Raw genomic sequence first — 16,571 nt, 5'->3', positions numbered from 1 at the left:
TCAAATTTCTTTAATTTTGGGCTTCTTTTTACCTTAATCTGTTAAGTTTTGGCATTAATTAAATCTATTTCCGGCATTCGTGGTACCATAGGTGGAAAACCGGGTGATGGCCTAAGTCCTATCGATGTGGTAAGCTTTGCTGCGGCATATGGTTCTTGGTTGAAAAGCACCAAACCCGCATCCAATCAAATCGTTTTGGGACGTGATGCACGTATTTCAGGTTCCATGGTGTCCTCTTTGGTGGCAAACACCTTAATTGGATTGGGATGGGATGTCTTGGATATTGGCCTATCTACTACGCCTACTGTGGAACTAGCTGTGCCTTGGACTCACTCGGCGGGTGGCATTATCATTACTGCCAGCCATAATCCTGCTCAATGGAATGCGCTCAAGTTGTTGAATGCTGCCGGTGAATTTATTTCCGATGAAGATGGCAAGGCTTTATTGCTGTTGGCTGAAAATCAAGATTTCAATTTTGTTGAGGTAAACGATTTAGGTAAAATCACAGAAGATTCGAGTTTCCTTCAGCAACACATCGATCACGTATTGGGTTTACGATGGGTGGATAAAGCCGCTATTCAAGGTAAAAACTTTAAAGTTTTAGTGGATGCGGTCAACTCAACTGGAGGCATCGTAGTGCCTCAATTGTTAAATGCCCTAGGAGTCCAACACGTTGATGTGATTTTTGGTGAACCTAATGGTCTCTTTGGACATAATCCAGAACCTTTACCAGAAAACTTGACGGCTATGATTGCTAAAATGAAATCGGGCCAATATGATGTAGGAATCGTTGTAGATCCTGATGTGGATCGTTTATGTTTTATATCGGAAGATGGAACACCTTTTGGTGAAGAATACACGTTGGTTGCTATTGCAGATTATATTTTAGCCAAAGAAAAGGGGAATACGGTTTCAAACTTGTCTTCAACGCGTGCCTTAGCGGATGTTACTGTTCAACATGGTGGAAATTATTTTGCGGCAGCTGTGGGTGAAGTTAATGTAGTGACCAAAATGAAAGCGGAAAATGCGATTATCGGGGGTGAGGGCAATGGGGGAGTTATTTTCCCAGAATCACACTATGGTCGAGATGCACTCGTTGGTATAGGATTGTTTTTAACACATTTGGCCTATAAAAATAAAACGGTGAGCGCGCTTCGGGCTGAATATCCAACGTATATCATGTCGAAAAATAAGATCGAACTTTCGGCTGACTTAAACGTAGATTTGATATTAGCCACAGTCGCAGAACAATTCAAAGGGGAACGCGTCAATACCATCGATGGGGTGAAAATTGATTTTGCCGATCGCTGGGTACATTTACGTAAATCCAATACGGAGCCAATCATTCGGATTTATTCTGAGGCTCCTACGGAGGCAGAAGCGAATGGGTTGGCCCAACAAATTATGCAGGTAATCGAAGCGATTGCTAGCAAATAATATTAACATGACATCAACAACGAAAACACCTATTTACCTGGATAATGCTGCTACTACCCCGGTAGACCCGGCGGTTTGGAAGGAAATGCAACCATTTTTGGAGCAGTTTACCGCTAATCCCTCGTCGATTCACTCGCATGGCCGACAAGCCAAAGTAATTGTAGAGAAAGCAAGGAAAACCGTTGCGACCTTATTAAATGCATCCCCTGCCGAGATTTTCTTTACATCTGGAGGTACAGAGGCTGATAATACCGTTATTCAATCGGCCGTGTTACATGGTGGAGTAAAAACGATTATTACTTCCCCTTTGGAACATCATGCCGTATTACATACAGCGGAGGCATGGGAAAAATTAGGTTTGGTGCAAGTGAAGTTGGTTCAAATTAATGCCCAAGGTGATATCGATTTAATACACCTAGAAGGATTATTGGCAGATTCTCCCAATGCCCTTGTATCCTTAATGCATGGTAATAATGAAATTGGCAACCTGTTGGATTTAAAGTCCGTGGGTGAATTGTGCCAAAAATATGGAGCGATATTTCACTCCGACACCGTTCAAACGATGGGGCATTTTAGTCATGATGTACAGACTTTGCCTGTTGATTTTTTAGTAGGGGCAGCGCATAAGTTTCATGGGCCAAAAGGAATTGGCTTTCTGTATGCAAGAGCTGGTGCTAAATTTCATCCCTTAATGCACGGAGGGGCACAAGAGCGAAATCAGCGCGGAGGCACGGAAAATGTATATGGAATGGTGGGGTTAGCCAAGGCGTTGAGCTTGGCGTATGAGCACATGGATGAACACATGAAACATATTAAGTCTGTCAAATCATACTTTATCGAAGGTTTAGAGGCTCGTTTTCCTGGTATTCAGTTTAATGGTCGTTCGGGTGAAGTCGATAACAGTTTGTACACGGTATTAAATGTACGCTTTCCCAATGTTGCTGATGGTGATATGTTGTTATTTCAATTGGATATTGAGAAAATTTCTGCTTCAGGGGGAAGCGCCTGTTCAAGTGGTACATCGGTAGGTTCGCATGTACTTTCGGCATTAAATCCAACGGCCACGGGAGCTGCGATTCGATTCTCGTTTTCTAAAAATAATACGAAAGAGGAGATTGATCGGGTGTTGGAGGTGCTCGAGGGATTAGTGAAGTAATCGCATAAAGTTCCCCAGACTAAAGTCCGGGGTTTCTGCAATCATTAACCCCAGACTTTAGCCTATAGAATAATCTAATAAGCTCTTGCAAATAGCACGCGCTTACTTGAAGGCTTACCAGTCAAAATACATGTCCCAACTTCTTCTTTGGCATCTAGCGGAATACAACGAATCGTTGCTTTTGTCAATTCCTTGATTTTTTCTTCAGTTTCTGAACTGCCGTCCCAGTGAGCTGAGATGAATCCACCTTCTTCTAATTTGGCATTAAATTCTTCCCAGGTATTTACTTCGTAAGTTTTCTCTGTACGGAAAGCCAAAGCCTTCGCATAAATTTGCGTTTGAATATCGGCCAAAGTATCTAATACGACTTGTTCAATACCTTCGAAAGGCATACTGGTTTTTTCTCGTGTATCGCGACGCGCTAACTCGATGGTTCCATTTTCCATGTCACGATTTCCTATCGCTAGACGAATAGGTACACCTTTTAATTCATATTCAGCAAATTTAAATCCTGGACTTTGATTATCAGAGGTATCAAATTTGACAGAAACGCCACTTTTTCGAAGTGATTTAACCAATGGATTTACTTTTTCAATGATGGCGTTTAATTGTTCTTCGCCTTTGTAAATCGGCACAATAACTACTTGAATAGGCGCTAATTTCGGAGGTAAAACTAAACCTTGGTCATCTGAATGCGCCATGATTAATGCTCCCATCAAACGGGTAGAAACGCCCCATGAGGTGCCCCAAACATAATCCAATTGGTTTTCTTTGCTTAGGAATTTTACATCAAAAGCTTTGGCAAAATTTTGGCCCAAAAAATGGGATGTTCCTGCTTGAAGAGCCTTCCCATCTTGCATTAAAGCTTCGATACAATAGGTTTCATCTGCCCCAGCAAACCGCTCATTGGCTGTTTTTATCCCTTTTACCACCGGCATGGCCATGAAGTTTTCTGCAAAGTCGGCATAAACGTCCAACATTTGTTCGGTCTCTTCGATGGCTTCTTTTTTCGTTGCGTGTGCGGTATGACCTTCTTGCCAAAGAAATTCGGCAGTACGTAAGAATAGACGTGTACGCATTTCCCAGCGAACCACATTGGCCCATTGGTTAATTAACAAGGGCAAGTCTCGGTAGGATTGAATCCAATTTTTATATGAAGACCAAATAACCGTTTCGGAGGTTGGTCTTACGATTAATTCTTCTTCTAATTTTGCTTCTGGGTCAACAATGACACCCCCACCATTGGGGTCATTCTTCAGTCGGTAATGAGTAACTACTGCGCATTCTTTGGCAAAACCCTCCACGTGAGATGCTTCTTTTGAGAGAAAGGATTTTGGTATAAAAAGTGGGAAATAGGCGTTTGTATGGCCTGTCTCTTTGAACATATCGTCCAATGCACGTTGCATTTTTTCCCATATGGAATAGCCATAAGGCTTAATTATCATACAACCTCTAACGGCTGAATTTTCAGCCAAATCAGCTCGCTTGACTAATTCATTATACCATTCAGAATAATTTTCGGCACGCGATGGTAAGGATTTACTCATATTTTTTTGTAGAATCGTACTAGGTGGGTATTTATTTCGTTAATTTGTGTGTTGTTGACTTTGAAACTTTTTTCAAAGTTCGATGGTTAAAATTACGAATTAAACCATGAACTTAAAAATACAAGCTTGAACACAGATCTTAAACCATTGATAGTCATGAAAAACGTAGGGGTTACTTCGGTATTGTTCAGTATAATTTTTCTATTAAACGCTTGTTCTGTCTCACAGACAACTTTTGTTTCTGATGATTTGTATGACAGTTACCAGAAATCGGAAGCTCGGGTTGCCAAGCAAAAGAAGGCCGCCTATTTGAATTTTGAGGATGATGCACAAATCATTCAGGAGGATGAAGCGACCGTAATTCAAGAAGATGAGGATGTTAACTTTTTGAGTTCGAGAGCTGTTTATCAACAAGGGTTTAATTCAGGATTTAATCAAGGTCTGTTCACATCCAATCCTTGGAATAACTGGTATGCTAATCCATACATCAATTTTGGTTTTGGATTTCCGAATCGTTGGTATTCCCCTTTGCAAGCTTGGCGTCTACATGATCCCTTTTATTCGGGATTTCCCATGGGTGCGAATTTCGGGTTTTTTGGAGGAATGGGTTTTTCTAGTTTCAATACATTTGGTTTCACTAGTCCTTATGGGTTCTTTGATCCGTTTTATGGTTTCGTAGGTCCAGGTATGATGTTTGGTAATGGTATAGCCTATAATTACTACAACGGTTTTGGTCAAAATTATTTCGGAGGTAATAATTTCCGACCAAACGTAGTTAACAACCAGGAACCCGCTCCGCGTTACCTTCGTGGGCCACGTGATGCAGGTTCAAGTAACCGTTATGGAGGTGAGAATTATTCAAATACGCCACGAGGAGGAAGCAACACCTACAATACACAAGGTACAAATCAACCTCGTGTAAATTCTTCGCCAAGCTATACTACTTCACCTGTTCAGGCTGCGCCTCGAAGAAATACAAATGTTGAATATCGTCCATCTGCTCCTCAGCAGAATTATGGTCAAAGTCGGACAGAATCTTACAGTGCACCATCTTCCAATTATTCCAGCGGAAGTTATGGTGGTGGAAGCTATGGCGGTGGAGGTGGCTCATCGAGTGGGGGATCATCAAGAGGACCTAGATAATTGCACATGAAAAAAGTATTATTTATTTTCTTGCTAGCATGTGCCGGCTTTATTGGATATGCACAAGTATATACTTATCCAATGTTGGCAAAGCAGTTTTCAACCTCCTACGTAACAGGTTCAGCAAGAATGCAGGGCATGGGTGGTACGCATAGCGTGTTAGGTGCGGATTTAAGTTCAATTGCGGGAAATGCTGCAGGATTAGGCTTTTACTCGCGCTCTGAAGTTGGTTTAAATCTTGCGATCATGTCGGCAAATACCGATGCTACTTATTTAGGTCAAGCGACACAAAGTACTAATTCCATGATTCATATGCCTAATTTTGGTGTAGTAATATCAGGTGATTATTTATCAAGTTCTTCTTGGCGTGGAGCCTTTGGTATAGGATATTCTCGGCAGGTGATTATTTCACAACCTTTGTCGGTTGAAGGTACCAATAATCGAAGTTCTTATCTTGACTATTTGATTCAAAAAGCTGGAGATAAGGGAGCTACGGGGGCAAGTTTAGATGATGAGTTTGATGCCTTCTATGTGACTGCAGATAGTCCCGAGGCAGCAGCATATCAAGCTTATTTGATTAATCCAAATGCGAGAACAGGCGGGGCTCCATTTGAGCGTTACATGCCGAATTTGCCTACGCAGCAAAGCATTCAGACGGGTAATACAGGATCGGTTACGCAGTGGGATATTAGTTATGGTGCAGCTTATCAAGAAGAATTATATGTGGGCTTAGGTCTTCATTTTACGCGATTAAATTCAACGCAATCGCAATTATTGGAAGAAGGATTTCCTGGAAACAGATTTGTTTCTAGTTATACCTTTAATGAGCAATTGATCACGACGGGATCTGGGATTTCTGCGTCGCTAGGTGTTATATACAAACTGAAGCCCAACCTTCGTGTTGCTTTAAATATTCAATCTCCTACCTATTATGATCAAATAAATGAACAGTTTACAGGTAATATTTCACCAAAAATTGAGTCAATTCCAGTTCCGGGGGGCTTTATTACCGGTTTAAAGCAGCCAGTTAAGTTGACGCCGAATGAATTTACGTATCAATTAGCTACCCCTTTCCGACTTTCGGGTGGTATGGCCTATTTTTTTGGAAAGCGAGGCTTAATTAGTGCGGATGTAGAATTTGTTAATTTTTCGGGCATGTCGGTTGCGTCTGCAGAGTTAGGGCCATATGCGAACCAACAATTCAAAGATAAATACAACAAACAAATTTCAAAAAATTTCCAATCGGCTTTGAATATGAAAGTAGGTGCTGAGTTTCGGGTTACCAGTTCTTTAACTGTCCGCGGTGGTGCTGCGATGTTTGGGAGTGGTTTTTCAAGTACTTACGATGTTATTGACCGAAATCAATTGCAAGTTTCTGGTGGTTTAGGTTATCGGACCTCTGCTTATTATATTGATTTTGCTGTGGTTCAAAGAACAGGGAATGATGCCTTCACGCCTTATGTACTAAAAAATGCGACCGATTATGCATCAGCCGCATTAAAATTTACTAACACACAAATTACCCTTGGAGGTGGGTTATTTTTCTAAACAGGAAGGTATTGGTCCAGTAACCAGAGTAATTGACTTACTGTAATTTCACCATCCACCTGAATGTCCGCTTGTTGGTAGTCGGATAAACGCTCCTCAAATGTCTTTTTAATTGATGCAATGACTACCTCTTCGCTTTGGCTTTTATCCAATAACGGACGATTATTTCCTTGCGCTTTATACAGGCGGTTAGCTAAATCATTAACATCTACATTTAAGAAAATACTCACACCATTTTCCTTAATGAAATTCATGTTATCATTAAAACAGGGGACCCCACCACCGGTTGCAATGACCATCGATTGGTTAGGTTGAAAACTGCGTAAAATCTTCTTTTCTAATTCACGAAAATGCGCTTCTCCAAAGTTTGAAAAAATCTCTGAAATCGTTTTTTGTTCACGAGTCTCAATCAATTTATCCATATCTGTAAAGCTATACCCTAAACTTCTAGCTAATTCTTTTCCTAATGTACTCTTTCCTGATGAGGGCATTCCAACTAAATAGATATTCTTCATTCTAGCACTTATTGTTTTAAATGTTGTTGAATATCATTCGCATCTGGTAGGCTATAAGCCGACCACTTTCCTTTCACGGTTCCTTGACTAACAAGCCAAAGTCCAGGGCTAGATCGAATGATGGTTTTTAATACTTTTGTATCCGCTGATAAAGCCGGGAAGGCCAATTGGTATTCATGTCGCAGGGCGTTGACCTCCGAATCAGCTGATGCACTTACCAACCATACCGGTATTTTTAGCGATTTAGTTAATTGACTGATGGATTCAAATGCAGCTAGGTGCGTATGATGAACATTCGGCACGATGACCAACAAATGATCTCCGCTAAATATTTTTTGTGTATAATCAGTGGTGTCACCATCTATCCATAAACGGTAATCGGTAATTAAGGGCCTGGCTTCTTTTTCATTAATAGCTCGCATGGAGATAAACACGGCCTTAGGGTCAGTAGGCATTTCACTTAATTCAACATCCTGACCATCGATTTTGTAGGTATAACTAAATTTTAACTCTTCACGATTCTTCATGTTTGAAGGAACATGTTGGCCTACCGCATAGGGTAAGCCATCTTGGATTGGCAAATAAAAATAACAATAAGTACCCAAGCCAACACTCAAAAAAGCTGATACTAAAACCCATTTTCCTGTTGATTTACTTTGCTTTACCTTATCAGTCAAGAAAAGGCTCAATGTAAGTATTAGCAAGAATATGTCTTTGCCAAAAGACGTCCAAGGCGTTAATTTAATCGCTTCTCCAAAACATCCACAGTCGGTAACTTTATTAAAATAGGCTGAATAAAACGTTAAAAAACTGAAAAATACCAGGATGCCGACAAAACTATACAAGGTTATTTTGGTCTTGTAATTCAATGCCAAGGCAATAGCCAATACAATTTCAGCACTACTCAATCCAATAGAAAATAGGAGTGCTTGCGGGATTAATACTTTCCAGAAACCAGCCATCCAAGGAAAATCAACCGAAAACACGTCGAAGTATTCTTCGAGTTTTAGTTGGGTTCCTATGGGGTCATTTAATTTAATTAGTCCGGAAAATAAAAATATCCCGACCAATACAAACGTGGCTATGTTGCGGTATTGCTTCATTTGATTTATTGCTGTTGAGCCATTTGCATTTGCTTTTCCTCTTTGAATTTAATCAAACAAAAAACAGCATAATTGAGCATATCTTGGTAGTTGGCCTCTACACCTTCAGAAACAAGCGTTACGCCTTGATTATTTTCAATTTGTTTGGTACGAAAGATTTTCATTAAGATGAGATCTGTCATACTACTTACCCGCATATCACGCCAAGCTTCGCCGTAGTCGTGGTTTTTATTTCGAAGTAATTCAAGGGTTGTTTCAACCTGCAAGTCGTAAAAGCCACTGAGTTCTTCTGGAGAAAATTCCATTTGATCAGAAGATTCAAGTGATTTTTGAATTAATGCGATGATGCAATAATTAATAATTCCGATGAATTCTCCTTCGATTCCGTCTTCGATGCGTTGCGCCCCTTTGTCTTGAATGCTTCGGATGCGCTGTGCTTTAATAAAGATTTGGTCAGTCAAACTAGGTAGTCGTAAAATTCTCCAAGAGGTACCGTAATCTTTGTTTTTTTTATCAAACAAGGCTTTGCAGTATGAAATTACTTGGCGATATTCGATTTCAGTTTGGGAAGGCGCGGAGTCCTTATTCATACGGATTGGTTTTATTACTTATAGCCTACAAAAATATTTAAATTATCCTAAATTTCATTTGATTTGAACGCTCTTTTTCCATCTTTTCAAACAATTCGAGTTAAAGGCCGAATCCTGCGTCTGGATGAGCCATGGATCATGGGGATTTTGAATGCGACTCCTGATTCTTTTTATGAAGAAAGTAGAACCTTGGATGTTGCAGTATGTATTGAGCGTGTGGCAGAAATGATCGTAATGGGTGCTACTATCATCGATATTGGAGGTCATTCTACAAGACCAGGAGCCGAGCCCGTCTCTGTATCTGATGAAATCGACCGGGTGGTGCCTATCATTTCGAGTTTACGTCAGCATTTTCCATCGCTTTTGATTTCGATTGACACCTATCGTTTGGCCGTTGCGCAAGCCGCGATAGCAGCAGGGGCGGATATTTTCAATGATATTGGTGCAGGTCAAATGGATCAAGGGATATTTGCATGGGTTGCCCAAAATCAAGTCCCTTATATTTTATCACACAGTCGGGGAGCCTTTGATCAGGTTCATGAGGTTCCCAACTACCAAGATGTTGTATCAGATGTTTGGTCTGATTTAGCGCTAAAACTCCAGCACCTACGTACTTTAGGCGCTAAAGATGTGATTATTGATTTAGGCTTAGGATTTTCGAAATCCATCGATCATAATTATGCATTGTTGGCAAATTTATCTGCATTCAAAACCTTGGGTGCGCCTATTTTAATTGGAGTTTCACGCAAGTCGATGATCTATAAAACCCTCGGAATTACAGCGGCAGAATCTCTTAATGGGACCTCTGTTTTACATACGATTGCCTTGCAGCAGGGTGCTAATGTTTTACGTGTGCATGATGTGGCAGCGGCCAAAGAAGTGATTACACTAGTTTCTAAATTGCAATCCAATGGATTATCCAATTTGGTTTAATGGGGTGTGGAAGCCTGCCAATGAGGTAGTTGTTTCGGTAAAGGATATTGGCTTTTTAAGGGGTTTTGGAATTTTTGATTTTTTCCGAATCATGGATGGAAAGCCTATTTTTTTAGCTGATCATCTCGCGCGTTTTCAACGTTCGGCGGCTAAAATTGGGTTGCTTTTGCCATATTCCACAGATGAATTAGCTAAATGTATACATGAACTAGCCGCCATGTCAGCGGATTCTTGTTTAGGTGTTAAGATGGTTTTAACTGGAGGGGAGAGTTTAAATGGATATGTCCCAGCGGAAACGCCTAATTTGTGGATTTTGCCTGGGGTATTTCAGTTTGCGGACCCAGAAAAAGGGATGCGCCTACTGAGTAAAGAATTTGTCAGAGAAATGGCGGAGATCAAGTCTTTGAATTACGCCTTTGGCATTGGACATATACCAGAAATGAAACAAGCTGGTGCGGATGATTTACTTTATTACACAGTCCAGCATGGCGTTTCGGAATCCACGCGGAGTAATTTGTTTTATGTTAAGCATGGGGAGATTTTTACCCCTGATCTTTATATTTTGGAGGGTATTACCCGTTTGAAGGTATTAGAAATCGCTAGATTACATTATCCGGTGCATGTTCAACGCTGTACGTTGGAAGATTTTTTATCAGCTGATGAGGTATTTACCACAGGTAGTACGAAACGGGTGGTACCGATTTTGGCTATTGATGGTCAGTTGATTGGTTCAGGGGAACGCGGTCCAGTGGCAAGGCATTTGTATGATGCGTTATTATCGCTAGAATGTTTGTAGAGACGCGATACTTCGCGTTTTTTACCAGAATAAGTCTAGGGTTATAAAATCGAACAGACGCGAAAAATCGCGTCTCCACAAATTCCAATGTCCAATGTCAAACGTCCAATGTCTAATTTGGCCTAAAAGCTTTCATATTCGCCTCATTGCATGCCAAGAAAGGCCCACCGATTAAATCGATACAATAAGGAATCGCAGGAAATACAGCCTCCAAACATTGTCGGATAGCCTTGGGTTTACCTGGAAGGTTAATGATCAAGGTTTGGTTGCGGATACCTGCCGTTTGTCTACTTAAAATTGCGGTAGGGACATATTGTAAACTTACCTTTCGCATCAATTCGCCAAAACCTGGCATCATCTTTTGGCAGACAGCTTCAGTAGCTTCGGGGGTGACATCGCGCAAGGCTGGACCTGTGCCTCCAGTTGTAATTAAGAGGCAAACTTCCTTGCTCATTTCAATCATTTGGGCTTCTAATTGTGCTTGCTCGTCTGGTATAACGGCATACATTACCTCGAATGGAGAAGTTAAATATTCATGCAATAACTCCACAACGGCTTTGCCAGGTACATCTTCGTAGATACCAGCGCTTGCTCGGTCAGACACATTTATTACGCCAATTTTGATCATTTTTTATAGGCTTTAATCCTTTTTTCCATTGGGATGGGTTCATCAATTAAATCACGAATGACAATGGATGCGACCGCCCCGCCAAAAGCTGCTGGTAGATAGGATATGGTGCCGTATGCCGATTTCTTGAAGTTACTTCCATCCGTTAAAATCAAAGATTCATCTTTGACTTTTTCCACTGAAAATACGGCTTTGATTCCTTTGCCAACCCCCATTTTACGAATGCGTTTCCGGACTAATGAAGCCAAATAACACTCACGTGTATCCAATAAATCAGCTGTACGCAATTTGGTTGGATCCAATTTCCCACCGGCTCCCATAGAACTCGCAATTCGATAACCTAAATCATAGGCTGTTTTAAGCAAGGTAATTTTGGGCGTTACCGAATCAATGCAATCCATCACATAATCAAATTGCGTTTGCTCTAATAATTCCTTGGCAGCCTCCGGGCTTAAAAAAGTCTCAATACTTGTGAGTCTTAATGCTGGATTGATGGCCAGTAAACGTTCTGCCATGATTTTTGCCTTGGAGACGCCATGGTTTGTGGCTAATGCTGGTAATTGACGGTTTCGGTTGGTAGGGTCTACCACATCGCCATCAACGATGGTCATAGTTCCTACGCCTGATCGGGCGATGAATTCTGCCGCAAAGGAGCCGACGCCACCCAAGCCTACGATTAATACATGCGCGCGTTGAAGTTTTTGGATTCCTTCGGAGCCGATTAATAATTCGGACCGACTGAGCCAGCTAAGGTCATTTTCTTGTAACATTAAGCAATTTCTTCCTTGATTTGGTATTGAGTTGTTTTATCGGTATTCGTGATGAGCAGTTCGCCCAAGAATCCCGCAACGAATAATTGAACCCCTAATATGATAGCAACTAAGGCTAAAAAAAACATGGGATTATCGGTCACATTACGGTATTTTAGATTATTCGCTATGTTGTATAGCTTCTCGCCGATTACCCAAAATGTGATCATTGAACCAGCCAAAAAGGATAAAATACCTAAACTCCCAAAAAGGTGCATCGGTCTTTTACCAAAAGTTTGTACAAATGAAATGGATAATAAATCCAAAAAGCCATATAAAAAGCGTTCTAAGCCGAATTTGGTTACCCCGTATTTTCGAGCTTGGTGTTGAACGACCTTCTCACCAATCTTTGTAAATCCATTCCATTTGGCCTGAACCGGAATATAGCGATGCATTTCGCCATATAATTTGATGGTTTTTACGACTTCTAATTTATATGCTTTTAATCCACAGTTGAAATCATGCAAATAAACACCCGACAGCGCGCGAGTAGCAGCATTATATAGTTTCGTCGGGATGGTCTTTGAAATAGGATCAAAACGTTTTTGTTTCCAACCTGAAACCAGGTCAAATCCATCCTCTGTAATCATGCGATATAATTCAGGGATTTCATCCGGTGAATCCTGAAGGTCAGCATCCATGGTGATAACGACTTGGCCAAGTGCTTTTTGAAAACCTTCATGCAAAGCTGCAGATTTACCATAATTACGGGCAAATGATATCCCTTTAACCGTATCATATTGTTTCGCTAAGTCTTGTAGGACTTGCCATGAATCATCCTTGCTGCCATCATTAACAAAAATCATTTCATACATGAATTGATTTTTTAGCATAACTTGATCAATCCACGAACATAATTCTGGGAGCGATTCAGCTTCGTTATAAAGCGGTACTACAATGGATATTTGCAACATAGTTGGACGTCAAACAGACAAAAATACAAATTTCAATGGATAAAATTAGTCGAAAATTAAATAGTAGGGTTTTAAGAGGTTTATGAACTCGGTCGTATAACTTTCATCGGCTTTTTTAATGCTCAAATTTTGTTTTACGCTTGGACTTTCAAAAAATGAGCCTTGGGCCATCAATCTTAATGTTTCACGACCCGCTTGATGATGAACACTACAGACTTGATTAATATAAAGTCCTAGTTTCTTAGCCTCTGCTTCGAATTGTTTCATACCGACTGGTGGGTAAAGTACCGTGAATTTACCTTCTGGAATTAACAATCGGTGAATTCCTTCCGCTAATTCCTTTGGACCTAAGGTTTCACCGTGCATTGCCAGATTTTTTGAGTCAATACTATTTTTCAAATGATTGATGAAGAAGGGAGGGTTGGCTATAATGAAATCATATTGCCCCGTAGCCCTAGCTAAATCAAGGGAATGTATCCTGATGTTTGATTTTTCAGCAACATTAGTTTGCGCTAATTCTGCAACATCCGCTTGAATTTCTATGCCGGTAAACTGGCAGTTCGGATGGGCTTGGGCCAGCATGCATACAAGGAGTCCACAACCAGTACCGATATCCAAGGTGTTGTTTTGGGGAAATTGTGCCGACCATGCTCCAAACAAGCAGGCTTCCGTTGTTATTTTTAAGCCTGGATTTCCATGTGCCAGCGCGAATTGTTTAAAGTGAAAAATGGATCTATTTTCGGCCATAGTCTGCTGGATTTTCACCCCAATCTTCGGTTTCCCATTTCAGTATTTTCGTCGAATATGCATTGGATTTTAACCATTCAATGGCTCGGTCAACTAAAATAAATAAATCCTCTGTTTGAGCGTTACGTTCCAAATTGGTTTTAATTGCCTTGTTTCTAACCCAGGCGATGGCAGTGCGTGAGTCGGAATACAGCGGGAAAGGACAATCCAATTTTTTGAGGTAGGAGAGACCATGAACGATAGCTAAGAATTCGCCTAAATTAACTGTACCTACGGGAAATGGGCCACGTTTGAATAATACCTCTTTTGTGGCCGTATTAACACCTTGGTATTCTAATACTCCCGGATTACCCGCACATGCCGCGTCAACGGAAATACTGGGGACGATGTAATTCCCTTTGATTCCTGATGGCTTTAACGTTTTTGAAGCTTTGGGGTTTATACTCGCCCAGTAATTCTTTTTTGAAGCCACTTCCGCCTCCTGCCTTGACTCAAAAGATTTATATTGCGCATTTGGGAAACCTTTGATGTTTTTCTCCGTTTCAGCCCAGGTGTCGAAAATACCCTTTTTGTGGCCTTCCCAAATCACATAATATTTTTGCTTTTTGGCCATTATCCTATTCGTGTTTTGAATATTTTAATGGCAATAGCAATCAAAATTACACCAAAAACCTTGCGTAAAACCTGAGTGCCTGCATTACCCAATTTGTTTTCTATCCAAACACTTGAACGCAAAACGATGTATATAAAGATTAGATTAATCAAAATACTGACCATGATGTTTTCCTCTTCAAATTGGGATTTTAGCGAAATAAGGGTTGTCATAGTACCTGCTCCTGCGATGATAGGAAATGCCAATGGAACAATGCTGTGTGCTGAACCTTCTTGCAGCTCTTCGGATTTAAATATATTGCGTCCCAATGTCATTTCTAAGCCAATTAAAAATATGATGAGTGCACCTGCCATGGCAAATGAATTCGTATCTACTCCCAAAAAGTGCAAAATCAATTTCCCCGCAAAGAAAAAACCAATCATGATGAGTCCCGAGACCAGGGTGGCCTGCTCTGCATGAATGTTCCCATTTTTTTTACGTAAGTCAATGATGATGGGAATGGATCCCAAAATATCAATGACCGAAAATAAAATCAGAGAAGAAGATAAGATTTCTTTAAAATTAAAGTTCATGATTTAAAAGCTTGATGAGTGTATGAATATCTATTTCCGTATGGCTAGGGAAGTTGGCAATTCTTACTGTATTCGTCTGCCATTCACCATATCCTTTCCCCAATTCAATATCCGCTGCGAAACATTTTTGTTGGATACGCTGAATATTTTCTGCTTCTCCTTCCAGGGCAAGTACCGTCGGTAATCGTAAATCAGGATTTTTAATCAGGAAATCTAAGCCACATGCGTGATTTTCTTCCCAAAAACGCTCCCAAATTTTCATTTTATCTCGCGTCTCAAGATCTATTTGTTTGATATTAGGTAGAAGATGGGTTAATCGATTAAGTAGATAAATCCCAAGCACGTTAGGTGTGTAGTGCGTTTGGAATCGCTGGCGATTTTCTTCCATCAACAAGACATCATTGTAATGCGATTTTTTTCCTAGTTTTTCCGCCCGTTCTAAGGCTTTAGGTGAACAAATCATAATGCCTAGCCCTGCGGGAATTCCCATGCATTTTTGGACAGAGGCCAACCACACATCAGCTTCTTTCCATTCGAGTTCTATACCACCCATGGATGATGTAGCATCGACTGCAATTAATGCATTTCCGTAAAGTTTACGCGAAATCGCTTGGCCTGTTCCGTTGGATGTCTCACTTTGTACCAAACAAATCGTATCAAAATCGGTAAGTAATGGAAGATTGACCGAAGCTAAACTTGTTTGAGAGTTAAATTCAATTGATAGGGATGCTGGATGGATTTGTTGGGTATAGTGCGCCCATTTTTTTCCAAATGCACCATTGTATAAATGAAGCGACTGTTTTTCAATTAACGACTGCGCGACAATTTCCCATGCTTCCGTGGCTGATGAAATAAAATAGATCGTGTAGTCTGTGGGAATATTCCATTTTTCATGAAGAATTTCCAACGTGTCTTTTAAGAGTGCTTCGAAACGCGCACTTCTATGATTTATGCTCACAATACCTTTTTCAAAGGCTTCCCGGATAAAATCCAAGACCTCAGGATGTACCTTGGAAGGACCTGGGTAAAAGGAGAGCATATTGTTTAGATGAATGATGTTAAAGCTAATTCGTATCCTCTTAAGCCAAAACCAACGATAATTCCTTTGGAATTTGGACTCAAATAACTGTGACCTCGGAAGGATTCCCGAGCATGTACATTCGATATATGAACTTCAATAACAGGCGTTTTGATTGCTGCTACCGCGTCACCTAAAGCAATCGATGTGTGCGTATATCCTCCTGCATTAAAAACAATCCCATCATAACTAAATCCTAGCTCATGTAATTTATTAATCAATGCTCCTTCCTCATTGGATTGAAAATAGGTGATATCCAACGTTTCTTTAAATTTTTCAGTTAAAATCTCAAGAAATTGCTCGAAGGTCTGGTGGCCATAAATTTCAGGTTCTCGCGTACCTAATAAATTTAAATTAGGGCCATTTAGAATTAATATCTTTTTTCGTACCATGGTTCAATGGATGTGCTATATTTCAAATTTAGCCTAAATTTACAGGAATA

The 16,571-nt window shown here is 40.5% G+C and carries 18 protein-coding genes; 6 read left to right on the top strand and 12 right to left on the bottom strand.

Annotation, left to right across the window (positions count from 1 at the left end):
* Positions 1-48 precede the first annotated feature (48 nt).
* Together glmM and ACIQZ2_RS01995 are read left to right on the top strand one after the other, a co-directional pair.
* Positions 49-1,437, top strand: coding sequence for a phosphoglucosamine mutase (gene glmM, locus ACIQZ2_RS02000; protein ID WP_395767164.1), 1,389 nt, complete (start codon positions 49-51; stop codon positions 1,435-1,437).
* Between the two features lie 7 nt (positions 1,438-1,444).
* Positions 1,445-2,593, top strand: coding sequence for a cysteine desulfurase family protein (locus ACIQZ2_RS01995; protein WP_395767163.1), 1,149 nt, complete (start codon positions 1,445-1,447; stop codon positions 2,591-2,593).
* 74 nt (positions 2,594-2,667) lie between these two features.
* On the opposite strand, the gene proS is transcribed toward ACIQZ2_RS01995, so the two are convergent.
* Positions 2,668-4,140 (bottom strand): proline--tRNA ligase, encoded by a 1,473-nt coding sequence (gene proS, locus ACIQZ2_RS01990; RefSeq protein WP_395767162.1) that lies wholly within the window; start codon positions 4,138-4,140, stop codon positions 2,668-2,670.
* 156 nt (positions 4,141-4,296) lie between these two features.
* Here proS and ACIQZ2_RS01985 point away from each other — a divergent pair, with 156 nt between their 5' ends.
* Positions 4,297-5,283, top strand: a complete 987-nt coding sequence (locus ACIQZ2_RS01985; protein ID WP_395767161.1) for a hypothetical protein — start codon at positions 4,297-4,299, stop codon at positions 5,281-5,283.
* A 6-nt stretch (positions 5,284-5,289) separates the two neighbouring features.
* Positions 5,290-6,831 (top strand): OmpP1/FadL family transporter, encoded by a 1,542-nt coding sequence (locus ACIQZ2_RS01980; RefSeq protein WP_395767160.1) that lies wholly within the window; start codon positions 5,290-5,292, stop codon positions 6,829-6,831.
* On the opposite strand, the gene ACIQZ2_RS01975 is transcribed toward ACIQZ2_RS01980, so the two are convergent.
* From ACIQZ2_RS01975 to ACIQZ2_RS01965, 3 genes are read right to left on the bottom strand one after another with little or no spacing between them, the layout of a single operon-like run.
* Positions 6,828-7,346, bottom strand: coding sequence for a shikimate kinase (locus ACIQZ2_RS01975; RefSeq protein ID WP_395767159.1), 519 nt, complete (start codon positions 7,344-7,346; stop codon positions 6,828-6,830). The two genes, ACIQZ2_RS01980 and ACIQZ2_RS01975, sit on opposite strands and share 4 nt — an antisense overlap.
* 8 nt (positions 7,347-7,354) lie before the next feature.
* A complete protein-coding gene (locus ACIQZ2_RS01970) occupies positions 7,355-8,449 on the bottom strand; it encodes a BT_3928 family protein (RefSeq protein WP_395767158.1) in 1,095 nt (364 codons plus the stop codon).
* Between the two features lie 5 nt (positions 8,450-8,454).
* Complete coding sequence (locus tag ACIQZ2_RS01965; RefSeq protein WP_395767157.1) at positions 8,455-9,039, bottom strand: DUF1599 domain-containing protein; 585 nt, start codon at positions 9,037-9,039, stop codon at positions 8,455-8,457.
* Between the two features lie 63 nt (positions 9,040-9,102).
* Between ACIQZ2_RS01965 and folP the strand changes: the two genes are divergently transcribed.
* Together folP and ACIQZ2_RS01955 are read left to right on the top strand one after the other, a co-directional pair.
* The gene (gene folP / locus ACIQZ2_RS01960; RefSeq protein WP_395767156.1) at positions 9,103-9,972 is read left to right on the top strand and encodes a dihydropteroate synthase; all 870 of its coding nucleotides are present in this window, start codon (positions 9,103-9,105) and stop codon (positions 9,970-9,972) included.
* Entirely contained in the window at positions 9,950-10,768 is an 819-nt protein-coding gene (locus ACIQZ2_RS01955; protein WP_395767155.1) for an aminotransferase class IV, read from the top strand. The genes folP and ACIQZ2_RS01955 overlap by 23 nt, the downstream gene beginning before the upstream one ends.
* Before the next feature lie 112 nt (positions 10,769-10,880).
* On the opposite strand, the gene mog is transcribed toward ACIQZ2_RS01955, so the two are convergent.
* From mog to aroQ, 8 genes are read right to left on the bottom strand one after another with little or no spacing between them, the layout of a single operon-like run.
* Positions 10,881-11,396: a molybdopterin adenylyltransferase gene (mog, locus tag ACIQZ2_RS01950; protein WP_395767154.1), complete on the bottom strand. Its 516-nt coding sequence runs from the start codon at positions 11,394-11,396 to the stop codon at positions 10,881-10,883.
* Positions 11,393-12,166 (bottom strand): ThiF family adenylyltransferase, encoded by a 774-nt coding sequence (locus ACIQZ2_RS01945; RefSeq protein ID WP_395767153.1) that lies wholly within the window; start codon positions 12,164-12,166, stop codon positions 11,393-11,395. The genes mog and ACIQZ2_RS01945 overlap by 4 nt, the downstream gene beginning before the upstream one ends.
* Entirely contained in the window at positions 12,166-13,119 is a 954-nt protein-coding gene (locus tag ACIQZ2_RS01940) for a glycosyltransferase family 2 protein (RefSeq protein WP_395767152.1), read from the bottom strand. The genes ACIQZ2_RS01945 and ACIQZ2_RS01940 overlap by 1 nt, the downstream gene beginning before the upstream one ends.
* A gap of 45 nt (positions 13,120-13,164) precedes the next feature.
* Positions 13,165-13,866 (bottom strand): tRNA1(Val) (adenine(37)-N6)-methyltransferase, encoded by a 702-nt coding sequence (locus tag ACIQZ2_RS01935; RefSeq protein ID WP_395767151.1) that lies wholly within the window; start codon positions 13,864-13,866, stop codon positions 13,165-13,167.
* Positions 13,853-14,479: a viroplasmin family protein gene (locus tag ACIQZ2_RS01930; protein ID WP_395767150.1), complete on the bottom strand. Its 627-nt coding sequence runs from the start codon at positions 14,477-14,479 to the stop codon at positions 13,853-13,855. Before ACIQZ2_RS01930 ends, ACIQZ2_RS01935 begins: the two co-directional genes overlap by 14 nt.
* Entirely contained in the window at positions 14,479-15,051 is a 573-nt protein-coding gene (locus ACIQZ2_RS01925; RefSeq protein ID WP_395767149.1) for a MarC family protein, read from the bottom strand. The genes ACIQZ2_RS01930 and ACIQZ2_RS01925 overlap by 1 nt, the downstream gene beginning before the upstream one ends.
* Positions 15,041-16,090, bottom strand: a complete 1,050-nt coding sequence (locus tag ACIQZ2_RS01920; RefSeq protein WP_395767148.1) for an aminotransferase class V-fold PLP-dependent enzyme — start codon at positions 16,088-16,090, stop codon at positions 15,041-15,043. The genes ACIQZ2_RS01925 and ACIQZ2_RS01920 overlap by 11 nt, the downstream gene beginning before the upstream one ends.
* Before the next feature lie 5 nt (positions 16,091-16,095).
* Positions 16,096-16,521 (bottom strand): type II 3-dehydroquinate dehydratase, encoded by a 426-nt coding sequence (gene aroQ / locus ACIQZ2_RS01915; RefSeq protein ID WP_395767147.1) that lies wholly within the window; start codon positions 16,519-16,521, stop codon positions 16,096-16,098.
* Positions 16,522-16,571: the final 50 nt, after the last annotated feature.

Origin of the sequence: Aquirufa sp., assembly GCF_044342065.1 — a bacterium.
Lineage (GTDB): Bacteria > Bacteroidota > Bacteroidia > Cytophagales > Spirosomataceae > Aquirufa.
The sequence above is the reverse complement of the archived record's forward strand: the minus strand, read 5'-3'. Positions and strand labels throughout refer to the sequence as shown.